This is a genomic window from Rhizorhapis sp. (assembly GCF_035276005.1).
In the GTDB taxonomy this organism is placed as follows: Bacteria; Pseudomonadota; Alphaproteobacteria; order Sphingomonadales; family Sphingomonadaceae; genus Rhizorhapis.
The window spans coordinates 70,571-87,560 of the sequence record NZ_DATEMB010000002.1; the positions used below are offsets into that span (position 1 = coordinate 70,571).

Consider the following 16,990-nt stretch of genomic DNA (forward strand, 5'->3'; position numbering starts at 1 on the left):
CGGGAGGAAAAGGACAGAAGCGCGAGGAACGTCGCTGACGCGCAGGACATGCTGCGGCGTTCCTATGGAAAAGCGGCTGGAGGGCAGGCCGTTTGCCAGCGGCGATTTCAGTCTCGCCGACTGTGCCGCCGCGCCTTCGCTTTTCTATGCCGACTGGGTTTGCCCGATTTCGCAGGAACATTCTCTGCTGAGGGCCTATCGTGCGCGCTTGCTGGAGCGCCCTTCGATCAGCCGCTGCGTGGAGGAGGCACGTCCCTATCGGCACTTCTTCCCTCTCGGGGCGCCTGACAGGGATTGATTGTCATGTCGTGGGTTCTGCTGTTCCTCTCCCACTGGGAGAGGGGTTTACAACCCGAACGACCCAGTTTCCCGGCTCATCAACAGCACCGCATCCGGGCGGGCCAGTGCGACGAGGGTAAGCCCAGCCTCCTCCGCGCGAGCCACCGCGAGCGAGGTGGGCGCTGAGATGGTAATGAGGGTGTTTGCGCCCGCGCGCACCGACTTCTCCACCATTTCATAACTGCACCGCGAACTTGTCAGGATGAAGCCGTCAGCCGGATCCTTATCCTGGCGGGCGAGGCAGCCGATCAGCTTGTCGAGCGCATTGTGGCGGCCCACATCTTCCCTGGCATGGAGGATGTGGCCCTTTCTGTCGGCAAATGCGGCCGCATGGACCGCGCCTGTGGCGTTGTGGAGTGGCTGGTGGTCGCCAAGCTCGGCCAGTGCGCGGAAAAGTGCCTGCTTCTCGGGCGCCTGATGCGCCGGCACGCGCGGGAGGGGGCGCATGACCTCGTCCAGATTGTCCATGCCGCACAGACCGCAACTGCTTTCGGAAACGCGCACCCGGACACGGGCCAGCAGGGTTTCCGTTCGGCTGCCCGCCAGTTGCGTGCGCACCAGCCAGCCCTTTTCCGCCTGATGGACATCGATGTCCTCTATGTCCGCCGGCGTTTCGATCAGCTTTTCGGAAAGGGAAAAGCCCGTCACATAATCGACGAGATCAGCCGGTGTGGCCATCATCACGGCATAGGCTATGCCATTATATTCCAGCGAGACGGGTGCCTCGACCGCTATGGCCCGGCTCGCTGGCTCGTCCGGCGCGTTGCCGGGCCGCAAAATGCGAACGGCCCTGTCGACATGGCCGCTCTGGTCAGGCGGCGATATGGCCACTGTCCTTGGCAAGCTGCGACAGCGCCGCGAGGGAGACGGGATCGAGCCCTTCTCCCCCCGCAACGACATGAGAGAAGATCATGGACTTCATGCGCGGATCCCAGAAGTCATGAATATGTACAGCGACGGCGGCAGTCGCGTTCGCTTCACCCAGGGCTGCGAAATTGCGAGCGATCTGGTTCGCCATGTAGATGAGTTTTTCCAGGCTGTTCATGTTATCCCGTTACCGTTCGTGTCGAGCGTAGTCGAGACACGCTATCTCAGGCAAACGTCCCTCGACTGCGCTCGGGACGAACGGCCCGAGTTGCTATTCCGCCGCCTCCGTATGGATGATCCTGCGGGAGCGTTCCGACAGTTCCTCATAACCCTCTTGCCAATCGGTGGGACCGTTGGAAGGGGAGACCTGAACGGCCGTCACCTTGTATTCTGGACAATTGGTGGCCCAGTCCGAAAATTCGGTCGTCACGACATTGGCCTGCGTTTCTGGATGGTGGAAGGTCGTGTAGACGACGCCGGGCGCCACCCTGTCGGTGATGAGAACGCGCAATGTAGTCTCGCCCGAGCGGCTGGACAGGCGGACCCAGCTTCCCTCGGCAATGCCGCGATCCTCGGCGTCCACGGGGTGGATTTCCAGCCGGTCCTCAGGATGCCATGCCGTGTTCGCGGTGCGGCGGGTCTGCGCGCCGACATTATAGTGGCTGAGGATCCGGCCGGTGGTGAGCAGCAGCGGGAAGCGTGGACCGGTCTTTTCGTCGGTCGGCACATAATCGGTGACCACGAACTTGCCCTTGCCCCTGACGAAACCGTCAACATGCATGATCGGCGATCCGTCCGGCGCGGCGTCGTTGACCGGCCATTGCAGCGAGCCCTCCCGGTCCAGCCGGTCGAAGTTCACACCGTCAAAGGTCGGTGTCAGGCGCGCGATTTCGTCCATGATCTCGGCCGGGTGGTAATAGTTCCAGCCAAGCCCCAGCGCCTGCGCCAGAAGCTGCGTGATCTCCCAATCCTCATAGCCGTTCATCGGACTCATCACCTTGCGGACGAGCTGAATGCGCCGCTCTGCATTGGTGAAGGTGCCGTTCTTTTCGAGGAAGGTGGAGCCAGGCAGGAAGATGTGCGCGTAGTTCGCCGTCTCGTTGAGGAACAGGTCATGGACGATGACGCATTCCATGGCTTCAAGGCCCGCAGCGACATGCTTGGTGTTTGGATCGGACTGAAGAATGTCCTCGCCCTGAATGTAGATCGCCTTGAACGCGCCATCGACGGCGGCGTCCAGCATATTGGGGATGCGCAGGCCCGGCTCGGCGTCGAGCGTCACGCCCCAGTCCTCTTCGAACAAGGCGCGGGTCCCGGCGTCGCCGATATGACGGTAGCCGGAAAGTTCGTGCGGGAAGCTGCCCATATCGCAAGCGCCCTGCACATTGTTCTGGCCACGCAGCGGGTTCACGCCAACGCCGCGGCGTCCGATATTGCCAGTTGCCATGGCAAGGTTGGCGATCGCCATGACGGTTGAGCTGCCCTGCGAATGCTCCGTTACACCCAGGCCATAATAGATCGCGCCATTGCCGCCCGTTGCATAAAGTCGCGCTGCTTCGCGCAGCTCTGTTGCCGGAACCTTGGTAAGCGGTTCGGTTGCTTCGGGGGAGCGCTTGGGATCGGAAACAAAGGCCGCCCAGTCCTGATATTCGTCCCAGTCGCAGCGTTCGCGGATGAATTGTTCATCGGCCAGCCCCTCGGTCACGATCACATGCGCCATCGCCGTCAGCACCGCCACATTGGTGCCGGGCCGAAGCGGCAGGTGGTGGGCGGCCTCGACATGGGGGCTGCGAACCAGGTCGATCCGGCGTGGGTCGATGACGATCAGCTTCGCGCCTTCACGCAGGCGCTGCTTCATGCGGCTGGCGAAAACCGGGTGGCCGTCGGTCGGGTTCGCGCCGATGATGAGGATGATGTCGGCATCCTCGACGCTGTCGAAGTCCTGCGTGCCGGCGCTGGTGCCAAAGGTCGTCTTGAGGCCGTAGCCGGTGGGCGAATGGCAGACGCGGGCGCAGGTATCGACATTGTTGTTGCCAAAGCCCGCGCGGACCAGCTTTTGCACCAGGAAAGTTTCTTCATTGGTGCAGCGCGAGGAGGTGATGCCGCCCGTCGAGCGCGGGCCATATTTGGCCTGTATTCGCTTCAGTTCCGAAGCGGCATAGCTGATGGCTTCATCCCATTCGACCTCACGCCAGGGTTCCTTGATCGACTTACGGATCATAGGTTTCAGGATGCGGTCCTGATGCTGGGCATAGCCCCAGGCGAAGCGGCCCTTGACGCAGCTATGCCCGTGATTGGCTTTGCCGTCCTTCCAGGGCACCATGCGGACAAGCTGTTCGCCGCGCATTTCCGCGCGGAAGGAGCAGCCGACGCCGCAATAGGCGCAGGTGGTGACAACGGCGCGATCCGGCGTGCCGATCTCCGCCACGGCCTTTTCCTGAAGCGTGGCGGTCGGGCAAGCCTGGACACAGGCGCCGCACGAGACGCATTCCGACGAGATAAAGTCGTCGAGCGGCGTGCCCGCCGACACCTTGGATCCAAAGCCCCGGCTCTCTATCGTCAGCGCGAACGTTCCTTGCACCTCGTCGCAGGCCCGGACGCAACGCGAGCAGACGATGCACTTGCTGGGATCGAAATCGAAATAGGGGTTGGAGCTGTCCTTGGGCAGGCCCAGATGATTGCCGCCCTCATAGCCGTAGCGCACTTCGCGCAGGCCCACGGCGCCCGCCTGTTCCTGCAACTCGCAATCGCCATTGGCCGAGCAGGTAAGGCAGTCGAGCGGGTGGTCGGAAATGTAAAGTTCCATCACCCCCTTGCGGAGCTTCTGCAATTGCGGTGTCTGGGTGTGGACGACCATGCCCTCGGCAACGGGCGTGGTGCAGCTTGCAGGCGTGCCGCGCATGCCATCCACCTCGACAAGGCAGAGGCGGCAGGAACCGAATTGCTTGAGATTATCCGTGGCGCAGAGTTTCGGGATCGAAGTGCCGATCTCGGCGGCGGCGCGCATGACGGTGCTGCCCGCAGGGACAGTAACGCTCTGGCCGTCGATGGTCAGCGTCACCGGCAGGTCCGAACCAGACGCCGGCGTCCCGAAATCCGCCTGTTTGCTGTATGTCATAACCTCAGTCCCCGTTGCGCCTTGAACTGCGCATAATCGTCTTGCGTATTCAGATTTGAAAAGGCGATGTCCGTTTCGACCTCATGCGCTCCGCTCTGCTCAATCCATCCGCGCATGTCGCGGCGGGGCTGGTCCTTTAGCCACTGGTCGAGCAGCGAGGCCATGCTAGCGGGCCAAAAGCCAAAGAGCGGCTGATCCTTGATGACCCCTGTCTTATAACCCAATAGGCCGGCAAGGCGTTCCGGCACCGGCAGCGTATCGCAACCCGCCGTCAGCACAGCATCGAATCCTTGCTCCTGCGCATGGTGGAGCGCCGCGCAGATACCCCCCAGGGGTCCTTGTCCGTTCTCCGGCCGGTCCGCGAGCATGGTCATACCCGGCCATTCCCGGCCGCACATGACGAGCTTTTCAACCTGCGGCTCCAGCCCCTCGATCACATGCGCGGCAAGTGGGCGGCCATCGACAGGGGCAACCGCCTTGTCGCTGCCGAACCGGCGCGATTGCCCACCGGCGATGACGGCGCCGAGGAGTCTCACGCCTCCACCCTTCGTGCCGAGCGAAGTCGAGACACGTATGACTTGGCGGTGATCGTCCCTCGACTTCGCTCGGGACAAAGGGCGAGGGCTAGGACAGTCACTCCGCAGCCTCCTCATTCCGTTCCAGGCCGAAATCTTCCGGGAAATGCGTGATGGCGCTCATGACCGGATAGGGTGTGAAGCCTCCGAGCGCGCACAGCGAGCCATATTTCATGGTTTCGCACAGATCGGCTATCAGGTCGAGTTCGGCCGCGGCGCTGCGGATGCCCCCCTTGGCATTGTGAATCTGCGGCAGGGCCTCCACCCGGTCGGAACCCTTGCGCCCGCCCGCCCGCAGGCGATCGAGCGTTTCCACACCGCGTATCGAGCCGAGGCGGCAGGGGGTGCATTTGCCGCAACTTTCGGCAGCGCAGAACTCCATTGCGAACCGCGCCTGCGTCAGCATGTCCACATTGTCATCAAAGATCACGATGCCACCATGGCCAATAAGCCCGTCTCTGGCGGCAAAAGCCTCATAGTCGAACGGCGTATCGAACAGCGCGGGCGGGAAATAGGCGCCCAGGGGTCCGCCGACCTGTACCGCGCGAACGGGTTGCCCGCTCTCTGTGCCGCCTCCAATGTCGTTGACGATCTCGCCCAGTGTCAGGCCGAAGCCAGTCTCATAAAGCCCGCCATGTTTCACATTTCCGGCTATCTGCAGCGGCATGGTGCCGCGCGACCGGCCCATGCCATAATCGGCATAGGCTTTTGCTCCTTCGGAAAGGATAAAGGGGATGGCGGCCAGCGTCAGTACATTGTTCACCACCGTCGGCTTGCCGAACAGACCCTCGATCGCGGGCAACGGCGGCTTTGCGCGAACCTCTCCGCGTTTGCCCTCAAGGGAGTTCAAGAGGGAGGTTTCCTCTCCGCACACATAGGCGCCTGCGCCGACGCGCACTTCCACGTCGAACGGCGCAATGATGGCGCGGCATTTCGCAATGGCTTCATTGAGCTTGCGGATGGCGTGGGGATATTCGGAACGGACGTAGATATAGCCTTTATCCGCACCAACGGCATATCCGGCAATCGCCATGCCTTCGATGAGGCAATAGGGATCGCCCTCCATCAGCATGCGATCGGCGAAGGTGCCGCTGTCCCCCTCATCGGCATTGCAGACGATATATTTCTGAGCGGCGGAAGCCTGCGCCACCGTGCGCCATTTTATGCCCGCGGGAAAACCCGCTCCTCCACGCCCGCGCAGCCCGGATTGTGTGACTTCCTCAATGACTGCCCCAGCGGTCATGCCGCGGGCCTGGTTCAGGCCCTTCCAGCCGCCCGTGGCTTCATAATCCTCAAGGCTGGTCGGCCGTGTCTTTCCCGCCCTGGCGAAGGTGAGGCGCGTCTGGGACGCGATAAAGGGGTGTTTGGCGACGTCACCTATATGAAGCTCGTCAACTGCGCCTTGACCGAGGTGATGATGATTGGCCACAAGACGCTCAACGTCACTCGCTTTGACCGGGCCATAACCGGTCCGTCCCGCGCCGCTGTCGATTTCCACCAGCGGTTCCAGCCAGTGCATGCCCCAGCTCGACGTGCGGATGATTTCCGCATCCGGTGCGGCCTTTGCAAGGGCCGCTGCGACATGGCTCGCTCCGCAGGCAATGGCAAGGGCGTCATCGGAGATATAGATTTTCATGCGCCCACCTCCGCGACAAGGTCCCGCGCTGCCGCTTCATCCAGATGGGCATATACATTCTCTCCCGCCATGGCATTGGGACCGACGGAGCAAAGGCCGAGGCAATAGACGGTCTCAATCTTGGCCCGGCCTTGCGCCAGCTCCTCGATCCTGGGCGCAAGCGCTTCGCTGCCCCGCGCCTGGCATGCCTCCGCGCGGCAAAGCTTGATCACAGGCAGGGGTTCAGGCGCATTTTTGAAGTCATGGTAGAAGCTGACGACCCCATGCACCTCGGCGCGAGACAGATTGAGCGCAAGCGCGATCTGCCGCTTGGCTTTCTCGCTGACATGGCCGAATGCATCCTGAATATCGTGCAATATGGGAAGCAGCGGCCCTTCGCGTCCGGTGTGGCGGGCGATAATGGTCGCAATTTCGCTATTTTCTTCGATGTCGCGCATATTCCTGCGTTCGACCTAATGATAGCAGATGTCAAATAGACATAGGGTTTTTTTGATTGGCCTTATCTATCAGTGGCAAGCAGGGGCGACGGTAGATCGAGTTTACCCGCAACGGCAAAGGCGGCGCGGGCAAGGGGCGACAGCGGTTCGCGGTCTATGATGACAAGCCCCACCTGGTTCGGGGGCAGTTGGTCGGAAAAAGGAATAAGCCGCAGACGCGGATGACCCGCCAGCATGGCGCTATGGCTGTCAGTGATGATCGCGTTGAGGTCGCCATTGGCCACCATGGACAGAAGCGCGACATAGCTGTCGGCAGTCGCCACCGGCTCCAAGGAAAGGCCGCGTTCGGAAAAGCCGGCGTTAAGTATCCGGCGGTTCTGCATCCCCTCATGCAACAGACAGAGCCGCGCCTCGGCCGCCTCGGCCAGGGTGATCGAGCTGCGCTCGGCCAGCGGAGTGCCGCTTCGGGTAGCGAAGACGAAATGTTCGGAATAAAGCGGCACGCTGCGCACCTGGGCAGGCGGCTCGCTGGAGAGGTAGGTTATCCCGGCGTCCAGATCACGCGCCACCAGAGCCTGCTCGATTTCTCGCGAGGTCATGGAACGGACACTGACCTGAAGCCCTGCATGGGCGGCCGTCAAGGCCTTCACCAGAAATCCCACCGAGGGCATTGCGGCCGGAATGGCCCCCAACCGTAAGGTGCCCCGCAACGGCCCAGCATCGCTGTTGAGCGCAGCGCGCATTGCCTGATGATCCGCCAGCATCTGCTGGGCAAATGGAAGAATGGCATAGCCTTCGGGGCTGAGATCAATGAAGCGGCGGTCGCGGATGACGAGACGCTGCCCCAGCGTTTCCTCCAGCGTCGAAAGGCCCGCGGACAGGGTGGGCTGGGCGACATGACATATCTCGGCCGCGCGCGCGAAATGACGCTCCCGGGCAAGGGTCACGAAATATTCCAGATAGCGTAGCTGCATGAAGGGGGGACATAGCATGGTCGCGCCGGAAGTCACACTTGGCCATTTACAGTCTGGCATCGCGCCTCTGCCCGGCGCAAAAGAAGGGCATGCTCCTGCGCCTGCTCCTGATGCTCACTGCAATATTCGCGCTGGAAGCCCCTGTGGCGGCAGAGGGGGAGGCGGGACGTTATCGGCTGACCGGCGTGCAGGACGCCGCCTCTGGCCTTGAACTGACGGCTGACGGCAAGTTCCGCTATTATCTGATCTATGGCGCTCTGGATGAAATGGCGGAGGGAGTGTGGCGGCGGCATGGTGAACGGCTTTTGCTGACCACCCGGCCTGCGCCAGTGCCGCCCCGCTTCGTCCTCAAGGAAGCCATATTGAGTAAAGACGTCAAGCAACTTTCGGTGGAGGTGACGAACGCCGATGGCCAGGGAATTGCCGGAGTGGATGTTCAGGTGCGTTTCAGCGACGAGGGTGTGGCCGAAGGCTATACGCAGCAGGACGGATGGCATCTCGATATTCCGGCAGGCAGGGTGCCGTCCGCGGTGGCTCTCTCCATACTGATGTACGGCCTGCAGTCGCCTGAATTTCCGGTGGATATGAGGCGTGCGAACAGGCTGCGCTTCCTGCTCGAGGCGAATGATCTGGGGATAGCTGATTTCCGCGATCTGCCGCTGGAGGTTGGCGAGGGCTATGTCGAGATGCTGAGAAATGGGGCGCGGTTCAGATATGTGCGGGAAGATTGAGCGGGTTTTTGGTGGAAGCAGGTCGAAATCCTCCCCGCGCCGGATCGTTGTCAAATTCCCATTTTCCGTCATCTCCGCGAAAGCGGGGACCCATTTCACGGGTAAATTCTGACGTCAAACCCACGAGGACAGTTGGGTTCCCGCTTTTGCGGGGAATGACGAGAATCGAGGACAGGCGAAGTGTGCAACGATCGCCGTGCCGGGCAGATGTTACGTCACAGCGCACAAAAAAAGCCCCGGCTTTCACCGGGGCTTTTCATTCGTGCTTGACAAAAGCTCAGAGCTTTTCTGTCAGCTCCGGCAGGATCTTGAAGAGATCGCCGACAAGACCGATGTCCGCCACCTGAAAGATGGGGGCTTCCTCGTCCTTGTTGATGGCGATGATCGTCTTTGAGTCCTTCATGCCGGCAAGGTGCTGGATCGCGCCGGAGATGCCGACCGCGATATAGACTTCAGGCGCGACGATCTTCCCGGTCTGGCCCACCTGATAATCATTGGGCACATAGCCAGCGTCGACCGCTGCGCGGGAGGCACCCACGGCCGCGCCCAGCTTGTCCGCCAGAGGGATGATATATTGCTCGAAGGTTTCGCTGTCCTTCAGCGCCCGGCCACCCGACACGATGATCTTTGCGGAGGTGAGTTCCGGGCGCTCGCTCTTGGCGATTTCGGCGCCGACAAAGCTGGACAGGCCCTTGTCGCCCGTGGGCGAGACCTGCTCGATCGCTGCCGATCCGCCTTCCGCCGCCGCCTTCTCAAAGGCGGTGCCGCGAACGGTGATCACCTTCTTGGCGTCCGACGACTTGACGGTCGCGATCGCGTTGCCCGCATAGATTGGGCGGGTGAAGGTGTCTTCGCTCTCGACCGAGAGGATGTCGCTGATCTGCATGACGTCGAGCAGCGCAGCGACGCGCGGAGCAATATTCTTGCCCGTCGTGGTCGCAGGCGCGACGAAGGCGTCATGGCTGCCCATCAGTTCGACGATCAGCGGTGCGACATTTTCCGCCAGCGCATGCTCAAGCGCCGCGTCGTCCGCCAGGTGGACCTTGGCAACGCCTGCGATCTTCGCCGCTTGCTCGGCGACGCCGCCGCAGCCCTTGCCGGCGACCAGCAGATGTACTTCGCCCAGCTTGCCGGCGGCAGTGACGGCGGCGAGCGTTGCGTCCTTCAGCGACGCATTGTCATGTTCAACCCAAACCAGCGTCTTCATCATGCCACTCCCAAAGCCTTGAGCTTGCCGATCAGTTCATCCACATCAGCGACCTTGACGCCGGCTTCGCGCTTGGGCGGTTCAGCGACCTTGAGGGTCGAAAGGCGGGGGGTGACGTCCACGCCATAATCGGCGGGGGTCTTCTGCGCCAGCGGCTTGGATTTCGCCTTCATGATGTTGGGCAGCGAAGCGTAGCGCGGTTCATTGAGGCGGAGGTCGGTGGTGACGATGGCGGGAAGCGAAAGCTTCACGGTTTCAAGTCCGCCATCGACCTCGCGGGTCACGCTGACGGCGTCCCCATCAACTTCGACCTTGGACGCGAAGGTGCCTTGCGGACGGCCGAGCAACGCCGCCAGCATCTGACCCGTCTGGTTGCTGTCGTCGTCGATTGCCTGCTTGCCCAGGATTACGAGGCCCGGCTGCTCTTCCTCAACCACCTTGGCGAGAAGCTTCGCGACGCCAAGCGGTTCGACCTCGGTTTCGCTGACGATCAGGATGGCGCGGTCCGCACCCATGGCGAGCGCGGTGCGCAGCGTTTCTTGCGCCTTGGCCTCGCCGATGGAAATCGCCACGATCTCCGTCGCGACGCCCTTTTCTTTCAGGCGAATGGCTTCCTCGACCGCAATTTCATCGAACGGATTCATCGACATCTTGACGTTGGCGAGATCAACGCCGGTCCCGTCCATCTTCACCCGCGGCTTGACATTATAGTCAATCACCCGCTTCACGGGCACCAGAATTTTCATGGTCTTACCTCCAGTTCATGCCTCTCCCGGAGAGGGAGCACCTGCCCGCCCGCGCCTTTTCAGAGAGGCTTCCGGGCAGGCAGGGAATTCGCTCAGGCGGCCAGCTTAACCTGGTTCACAATCTTCTGCGCAGCGTCGCCCAAATTGTCTGCCGACACAATAGGCAGGCCGGAAAGCGCAAGCAGTTCCTTGCCCTTTTCGACGTTGGTGCCCTCAAGGCGAACGACCAGGGGAACTGACAGATTCACTTCCCTAGCGGCTTCGACAATACCATCGGCGATAATGTCGCAGCGCATGATGCCGCCGAAGATGTTGACCAGGATGCCCTCGACGGCCGGATCGGAAAGAATGATCTTGAACGCCGCCGTCACCTTTTCCTTGGTGGCGCCGCCGCCCACGTCCAGGAAGTTCGCCGGGAAGGCGCCGTTCAATTTGATGATGTCCATGGTCGCCATTGCAAGACCGGCGCCGTTCACCATGCAGCCGATATTGCCGTCCAGCTTGATGTAGGCGAGGTCATATTTGCTCGCCTCAAGCTCCATCGGATCTTCTTCCGTCTCGTCGCGCAGTTCCATGATGTCCTTGTGACGGAAGAGCGCATTGCTGTCGAAACCGACCTTGGCGTCCAGCACCACCAGCTTTTCGTCAGCGGTGACGGCGAGGGGGTTGATTTCGATCTGAGATGCGTCGGTGCCAAGGAAGGCGTCATAAAGCGCCTGCGTCACCTTTGCAGCCTGCTTCGCGAGATCGCCGGAAAGGCCGAGCGCGCTGGCAACCGAGCGGCCATGGTGCGGCATCAGGCCAGTTGCAGGGTCAATGGTGAGCGTGTGAATCTTTTCGGGCGTGTTGTGAGCCACATCCTCAATGTCCATGCCGCCTTCGGTGGAAGCGACGATCGCGATTCGGCCGGTCGCGCGGTCAACCAGAAGCGCCAGATAGAATTCCTTGGCGATGTCGACGCCGTCAGTCACATAAAGCCGGTTGACCTGCTTGCCAGCCTCGCCCGTCTGAACCGTGACGAGCGTGTTGCCGAGCATGTCAGCGGCGTGGGCGCGGACCTCATCCGCATTCTTCGCAAGGCGGACGCCGCCCTTGGCTTCGGCAGGCAGTTCCTTGAACTTGCCCTTGCCGCGGCCACCGGCATGAATCTGGGCCTTCACGACATATAGCGGTCCGGGGAGTTTCTTTGACGCTTCCACGGCTTCCTCAACGCTCATCGCCGCATAACCGGCCGGAACGGGAGCACCGAACTTCGCCAATAATTCCTTCGCCTGATATTCGTGAATATTCATATGCCCGCCTGCCTGTAGGGGTTAGAGACTCATACGCAGCGCGCTAAAGCATAGCTGGAGGGATATTTCCAGCCTCACTAGCCAATTTGTGTTTTGCAAAATTGCAAATGTCTTGCATTAGACATTTGCCAAGCCGCGCTTGAACTTTGCTGAAGGGCGCTGAGAACGGTCAGCCCGCTACGATGGCGCAGCGCAGCCCGGAGGACGTGACGACCGACAGGATTTCCGAATCCTGTAAAGCGCGAGTGCGGTAGATGAATTCGTCGATCGTCATCTCTCCCAAATCCCGTTCCTTGATCGACGACAAGGAGGAAAGCCGCCGCAATTGCGTCAGCGACAGCCGGTCCACCATGCGCTCGGCCATGCAGGAGGCCATTGGCGGAGAAAGGCCGACCTTCACCAGGCTGTTATACACCTTGGCTTCCGGCGAGGTGGCGCAGGCGGCGAGCGGGAGAAGGGGCAGGAGCAGGGCAAGCTTCTTCATGGATGCGATACCTTTGCATAGGGCGCTTGTTGTTGGCCGCTCACTGCCATAGCGAAGATGAACCTGAGTTTGCCGGGACGGCCAGGGGGTTCACTTCACTCCGCCACCTCATAAGGGAACATTTCAGTATCGATCTGGGCCTGCATGGACGCAGTATAGCGGCCGCCGCGGATGGCCTCTGGGGTGAAGATCGCTTCTATCCGGGCGATCATAGCGGGTTCCAGGCGCACATTTACCGCGCCAAGATTTTCCTCCAGATGGGCAATGTCGCGCGTACCGGGAATCGGGATCATGTCCTCGCCCTTTGAAAGAATCCAGGCCAGCGACAACTGAGCAGGCGTGCAGCCGATTTCCGCCGCAAGCGTATTGAACTTCGCCACCGCTTTCAGATTGTGGCTGAGCTGTGGTTCGATAAAGCGGGGAAATTGCCTGCGAATGTCGCCTTCGGCATAGCCGTCATTGCGGATGGCGCCCGCCAGCATACCTCGTGCGACGGGAGAAAAAGGCACGATGCCAATGCCCAGCTCGCGGCAGGCGCCCACCGCTGCGATTTCAATATTGCGAACGCAGGGGCTGTATTCGCTTTGCAGGGCAGTGACCGGATGCACGGCATGGGCTCGCCTGATCGTCGCAGCGGACATCTCGCTAAGCCCGATCGTCCTGATCTTTCCCTGCTGCACTGCTTTGGCCAGCGCGCCGACGCTGTCTTCAATGGGCACGTTCCGGTCGAGGCGATGGAGATAGTAAAGATCGATGACGTCGGTCTTGAGCCGGATAAGGGCGTCGTCCAGCGTCCGGCGAATGGTTTCGGGACGGCCATCAAGCACGCGCTTGCCGTCGCGATAATCGAGCACGCATTTGCTGGCCAGAATGAACTCGCTGCGCCGGTGCATCACAGCCTTTGCCACCAGCCTTTCATTCCCGCCGTCGCCATAGAGAGCTGCAGTATCAAGGAAGGTGCAACCAAGGTCCAAAGCCCGGTTCAGCAAAGCGATGGCACTCGCCTCATCTGGAAACCCGCCATAGGCATGACTGAGATTCATGCAGCCAAAACCGATTGCTGGAACAGTGAATGGACCAAGCGGGCGCTGGGGAAGAGACATCTGTACTCCTGTTGTGAGGCATAACAAATGATAAGGGCCATTTCAGCCGGATCAAAGCTCCGCGCTGCGTCCCGGCATAGCGATGGCGTTTGGGGCTGTCGAGACAGCATGATTGGACGATAGAGGGAAGGTAGTTTTTTGGGTCTTTGCGGTCGTTAGACGAGGAGAAGCGGGGTCCCTGCCTGCGCAGGGACGACGGAAATTAGGTCAGTTGCAACGTCCCACCTTCTGGCAATTTCCACAAAAATCCCCGCCGGAACATGTGCCGGCGGGGGTTTGCAGTCCGTTAAGGCCAGGCCCTTACCCCTGGCCTTACATATCATTCCTGATCGAGGTCCTCGGTGGTGAAGTCCTCGCCCTGGACAGCCGCCAGCGGATCGTCGCCGATGGCGGCTTCCGGACCCTGCTGCAGTTCGGCGGCATGCTCCTCTTCGGCCGTTTGCGGCGCGATGAGGTGGGCCTGCATGGCCTTGAACTGCGCGCGGAGCGCCGCATCGCGGCTGGTCGCTGCGATGCGCATGCGGTTCATGCCCGCGCCGGTGCCCGCCGGGATGAGGCGGCCGACGATGACATTCTCCTTGAGGCCAACCAGCGTGTCCTTCTTGCCCTGAACCGCCGCCTCGGTAAGGACGCGGGTGGTTTCCTGGAAGGACGCGGCCGAGATGAAGCTGCGGGTCTGCAACGACGCTTTGGTGATGCCGAGAAGTACCGGCTTGCCTTCTGCGGGCTGCTGGCCCTGCTTCAGCCTCGCGTTGATCTCGTTCATCTCCTCCAGGTCGACCTGCTCGCCCGGCAGCAGCGTGGTGTCGCCTGCATGGGTGATCTCCACCTTCTGCAGCATCTGGCGGACGATCACCTCGATGTGCTTGTCGTTGATCTTCACGCCCTGCAAGCGGTAGACTTCCTGGATTTCGCTGACCAGATATTCGGCCAGCGCCTCGATACCGAGCACTTCCAGAATGTCATGCGGGTCGGGCGAGCCGCTGATGAGGTTATCGCCCCGCTTCACATAGTCGCCCTCCTGAACGTCGATGACCTTCGACTTCGGGATGAGATATTCGACGGGCTCACCTTCCTCGGGAACGATGGCGATCTTGCGCTTCGCCTTATAGTCCTTGAGGAACTGGACGCGGCCGGACACCTTGGCGATGATGGCGTTGTCCTTGGGCTTGCGCGCCTCGAACAGCTCGGCGACGCGCGGCAGACCGCCCGTAATGTCGCGGGTCTTGGCGGCTTCGCGGCTGACACGGGCGAGGACGTCACCGGCCTGCACTTGCTGACCGTCCTCGACGGACAGCATCGCGCCGATGGCGAGCATATAACGCCCGGCCTCACCGCTGTCGGCGTCGAGCAGCGTCAGGCGGGGACGCAAGTCCTCCTTGGACCGTGCAGCGCCGCGATGCTCCGACACCACCTTCTGGGCGATGCCGGTGGCTTCGTCGGTCTGTTCGATCAAGGTCTTCCCGTCGATCAGGTCCTGATACTTCACGATACCCGGCTTTTCGGTGATCACCGGCATGGTGAAGGGGTCCCATTCAGCGAACCGGTCGCCCTTCTTCACCTGCTCACCGTCGGCGAACAGGATGGTCGCGCCGTAGGGCAGGCGATGGACCGCGCGTTCGCGGCCTTCGCTGTCTATGATCGCCAGCTCGCCATTGCGGGCAAGCGACAGGCGACGGCCGCGGCTGTCGACGATGGTCGGCATGTCGCGCAACTCCAGCGTGCCGTCGGACACCGCTTCAAGGTTCGACTGCTCATTGAGCTGCGCCGCGCCGCCGATGTGGAAGGTCCGCATGGTGAGCTGCGTACCCGGCTCACCGATGGACTGCGCAGCGATAACGCCGACCGCCTCACCGATATTGACCGGCGTACCGCGTGCAAGATCGCGGCCATAGCATTTGCCGCAAACGCCCATCTTGGATTCGCAGATCAGCGGCGAGCGGATCTTGACCGCCTGGATGCCGATCGCCTCGATCTTCGCGATCGCAGCTTCATCGAGCAGCGTGCCGGTTTCGATCAGGACCGAATTGTCCTTGCTGTCGACAATGTCCTCGGCAGTGGTGCGACCAAGTATGCGCTCGCCGAGCGATGCGATGACCGAACCGCCCTGGACGATTGCCTTCATCTCCAGCGCCTTTTCGGTGCCGCAATCCTCCTCGACGACGACGCAGTCCTGCGACACGTCGACAAGGCGGCGGGTGAGGTAACCCGAGTTCGCCGTCTTGAGCGCGGTGTCAGCCAGACCCTTGCGGGCACCGTGCGTGGAGTTGAAATATTCAAGGACGGTCAGGCCCTCCTTGAAGTTGGAGATGATCGGCGTTTCGATGATCTCGCCCGAAGGCTTGGCCATCAGGCCGCGCATGCCGGCGAGCTGCTTCATCTGCGCTGGCGAACCACGCGCACCGGAGTGCGACATCATGTAGATCGAGTTGATCGGCGCAAGACGGCCGTCGTCCTGCTTCGGCGTCGCCTTGATCTCGTCCATCATCGCGTTTGCGACGATATCGCCGCAACGCGACCAGGCGTCGATCACCTTGTTGTATTTTTCCTGCTGGGTGATGAGGCCGTCCTGATATTGCTGCTCATAATCAGCCACGAGAGCGCGAGTTTCATCGACCGTCGCATCCTTCGAGTCTGGAATGATCATGTCATCCTTGCCGAAGGAAATGCCCGCCTGGAAGGCGTGACGGAAGCCAAGCGCCATGATCGCGTCGGCGAAAAGGACCGTGTCCTTCTGGCCGGTATGACGATAGACCTGGTCGATGACGTCGCCGATATCCTTCTTGGTGAGAAGGCGGTTGACGATGTCGAAGGGCACCTTGTGGCTCTTGGGCAGGCACTCGCCGATCAGCATACGGCCCGGTGTGGTCTCGAACCGCTTCATATATTCATTGCCGTCCTCGTCCGTCTGCGGAACGCGGCTGACAATCTTCGAGTGCAGCGTCACTGCCTTGGCGAAGAGCGCCTGGTGGACTTCGGCCATGTCGGAAAGCAGCATGCCCTCGCCCGGCTCGCCTTCGCGCTCCATGGAGAGGTAATAGATGCCAAGCACCATGTCCTGCGAGGGGACGATGATCGGCTTGCCGTTCGCGGGGCTGAGGATGTTGTTGGTGGACATCATCAGCACGCGCGCTTCGAGTTGCGCCTCAAGGGAGAGCGGAACGTGCACGGCCATCTGGTCGCCGTCGAAGTCAGCGTTGAACGCGGAGCAGACCAGCGGGTGAAGCTGGATCGCCTTGCCCTCGATCAGCACGGGTTCGAACGCCTGAATGCCGAGGCGGTGAAGCGTCGGCGCGCGGTTCAGCATGACCGGATGCTCGCGGATCACCTCGTCCAGGATGTCCCAGACTTCCTTGCGCTCCTTCTCGACCCACTTCTTCGCCTGCTTCAGGGTCATGGAGAGACCCTTGGCGTCGAGGCGGGCGTAGATGAAGGGCTTGAACAGTTCGAGCGCCATCTTCTTGGGCAGGCCGCACTGGTG

15 protein-coding genes are annotated in these 16,990 nt (G+C 61.4%); 2 read left to right on the plus strand and 13 right to left on the minus strand.

What is annotated here, in order from left to right; genetic code table 11:
• Positions 1–64 precede the first annotated feature (64 nt).
• The gene (locus tag VJS46_RS14220) at positions 65–298 is read left to right on the plus strand and encodes a glutathione S-transferase family protein (RefSeq protein WP_414707947.1); all 234 of its coding nucleotides are present in this window, start codon (positions 65–67) and stop codon (positions 296–298) included.
• 47 nt (positions 299–345) lie between these two features.
• Here VJS46_RS14220 and fdhD read toward each other — a convergent pair whose 3' ends face one another.
• The 7 genes from fdhD to VJS46_RS00430 all read right to left on the minus strand — a co-directional run bounded on the left by fdhD (position 346) and on the right by VJS46_RS00430 (position 7,946).
• On the minus strand, positions 346–1,170 hold the full coding sequence (gene fdhD / locus VJS46_RS00400; protein ID WP_324057312.1) for a formate dehydrogenase accessory sulfurtransferase FdhD: 825 nt from the start codon (positions 1,168–1,170) through the stop codon (positions 346–348).
• On the minus strand, positions 1,151–1,384 hold the full coding sequence (locus VJS46_RS00405) for a formate dehydrogenase subunit delta (protein ID WP_324057314.1): 234 nt from the start codon (positions 1,382–1,384) through the stop codon (positions 1,151–1,153). Before VJS46_RS00405 ends, fdhD begins: the two co-directional genes overlap by 20 nt.
• Positions 1,385–1,477: 93 nt before the next feature.
• Positions 1,478–4,324, minus strand: coding sequence for a formate dehydrogenase subunit alpha (gene fdhF / locus VJS46_RS00410; RefSeq protein ID WP_324057316.1), 2,847 nt, complete (start codon positions 4,322–4,324; stop codon positions 1,478–1,480).
• The gene (gene mobA, locus VJS46_RS00415) at positions 4,321–4,860 is read right to left on the minus strand and encodes a molybdenum cofactor guanylyltransferase (RefSeq protein ID WP_324057318.1); all 540 of its coding nucleotides are present in this window, start codon (positions 4,858–4,860) and stop codon (positions 4,321–4,323) included. The genes fdhF and mobA overlap by 4 nt, the downstream gene beginning before the upstream one ends.
• 97 nt (positions 4,861–4,957) lie before the next feature.
• On the minus strand, positions 4,958–6,535 hold the full coding sequence (locus VJS46_RS00420; protein WP_324057320.1) for an NADH-ubiquinone oxidoreductase-F iron-sulfur binding region domain-containing protein: 1,578 nt from the start codon (positions 6,533–6,535) through the stop codon (positions 4,958–4,960).
• Positions 6,532–6,972, minus strand: coding sequence for an NAD(P)H-dependent oxidoreductase subunit E (locus VJS46_RS00425; RefSeq protein ID WP_324057322.1), 441 nt, complete (start codon positions 6,970–6,972; stop codon positions 6,532–6,534). Before VJS46_RS00425 ends, VJS46_RS00420 begins: the two co-directional genes overlap by 4 nt.
• Positions 6,973–7,034: 62 nt before the next feature.
• Positions 7,035–7,946 carry a LysR family transcriptional regulator gene (locus VJS46_RS00430; RefSeq protein ID WP_324057324.1) on the minus strand — a complete coding sequence of 304 codons (912 nt, stop codon included), beginning with the start codon at positions 7,944–7,946 and terminating at the stop codon, positions 7,035–7,037.
• A 38-nt stretch (positions 7,947–7,984) separates the two neighbouring features.
• On the opposite strand from VJS46_RS00430, the gene VJS46_RS00435 reads away from it, so the two are divergent.
• On the plus strand, positions 7,985–8,677 hold the full coding sequence (locus VJS46_RS00435; RefSeq protein ID WP_324057326.1) for a hypothetical protein: 693 nt from the start codon (positions 7,985–7,987) through the stop codon (positions 8,675–8,677).
• 277 nt (positions 8,678–8,954) lie between these two features.
• Here VJS46_RS00435 and VJS46_RS00440 read toward each other — a convergent pair whose 3' ends face one another.
• The 6 genes from VJS46_RS00440 to rpoC all read right to left on the minus strand — a co-directional run.
• Positions 8,955–9,884 (minus strand): electron transfer flavoprotein subunit alpha/FixB family protein, encoded by a 930-nt coding sequence (locus tag VJS46_RS00440; protein ID WP_324057338.1) that lies wholly within the window; start codon positions 9,882–9,884, stop codon positions 8,955–8,957.
• Positions 9,884–10,630, minus strand: coding sequence for an electron transfer flavoprotein subunit beta/FixA family protein (locus tag VJS46_RS00445; protein WP_324057328.1), 747 nt, complete (start codon positions 10,628–10,630; stop codon positions 9,884–9,886). The genes VJS46_RS00440 and VJS46_RS00445 overlap by 1 nt, the downstream gene beginning before the upstream one ends.
• Before the next feature lie 92 nt (positions 10,631–10,722).
• A complete protein-coding gene (sucC, locus tag VJS46_RS00450) occupies positions 10,723–11,922 on the minus strand; it encodes an ADP-forming succinate--CoA ligase subunit beta (RefSeq protein ID WP_324057330.1) in 1,200 nt (399 codons plus the stop codon).
• 169 nt (positions 11,923–12,091) lie between these two features.
• Positions 12,092–12,406: a hypothetical protein gene (locus VJS46_RS00455; RefSeq protein ID WP_324057332.1), complete on the minus strand. Its 315-nt coding sequence runs from the start codon at positions 12,404–12,406 to the stop codon at positions 12,092–12,094.
• A gap of 95 nt (positions 12,407–12,501) precedes the next feature.
• On the minus strand, positions 12,502–13,509 hold the full coding sequence (locus VJS46_RS00460; protein ID WP_324057333.1) for an aldo/keto reductase: 1,008 nt from the start codon (positions 13,507–13,509) through the stop codon (positions 12,502–12,504).
• A gap of 319 nt (positions 13,510–13,828) precedes the next feature.
• On the minus strand, positions 13,829–16,990 hold a 3,162-nt coding region (gene rpoC / locus VJS46_RS00465), incomplete at its 5' end, for a DNA-directed RNA polymerase subunit beta' (RefSeq protein WP_324057335.1).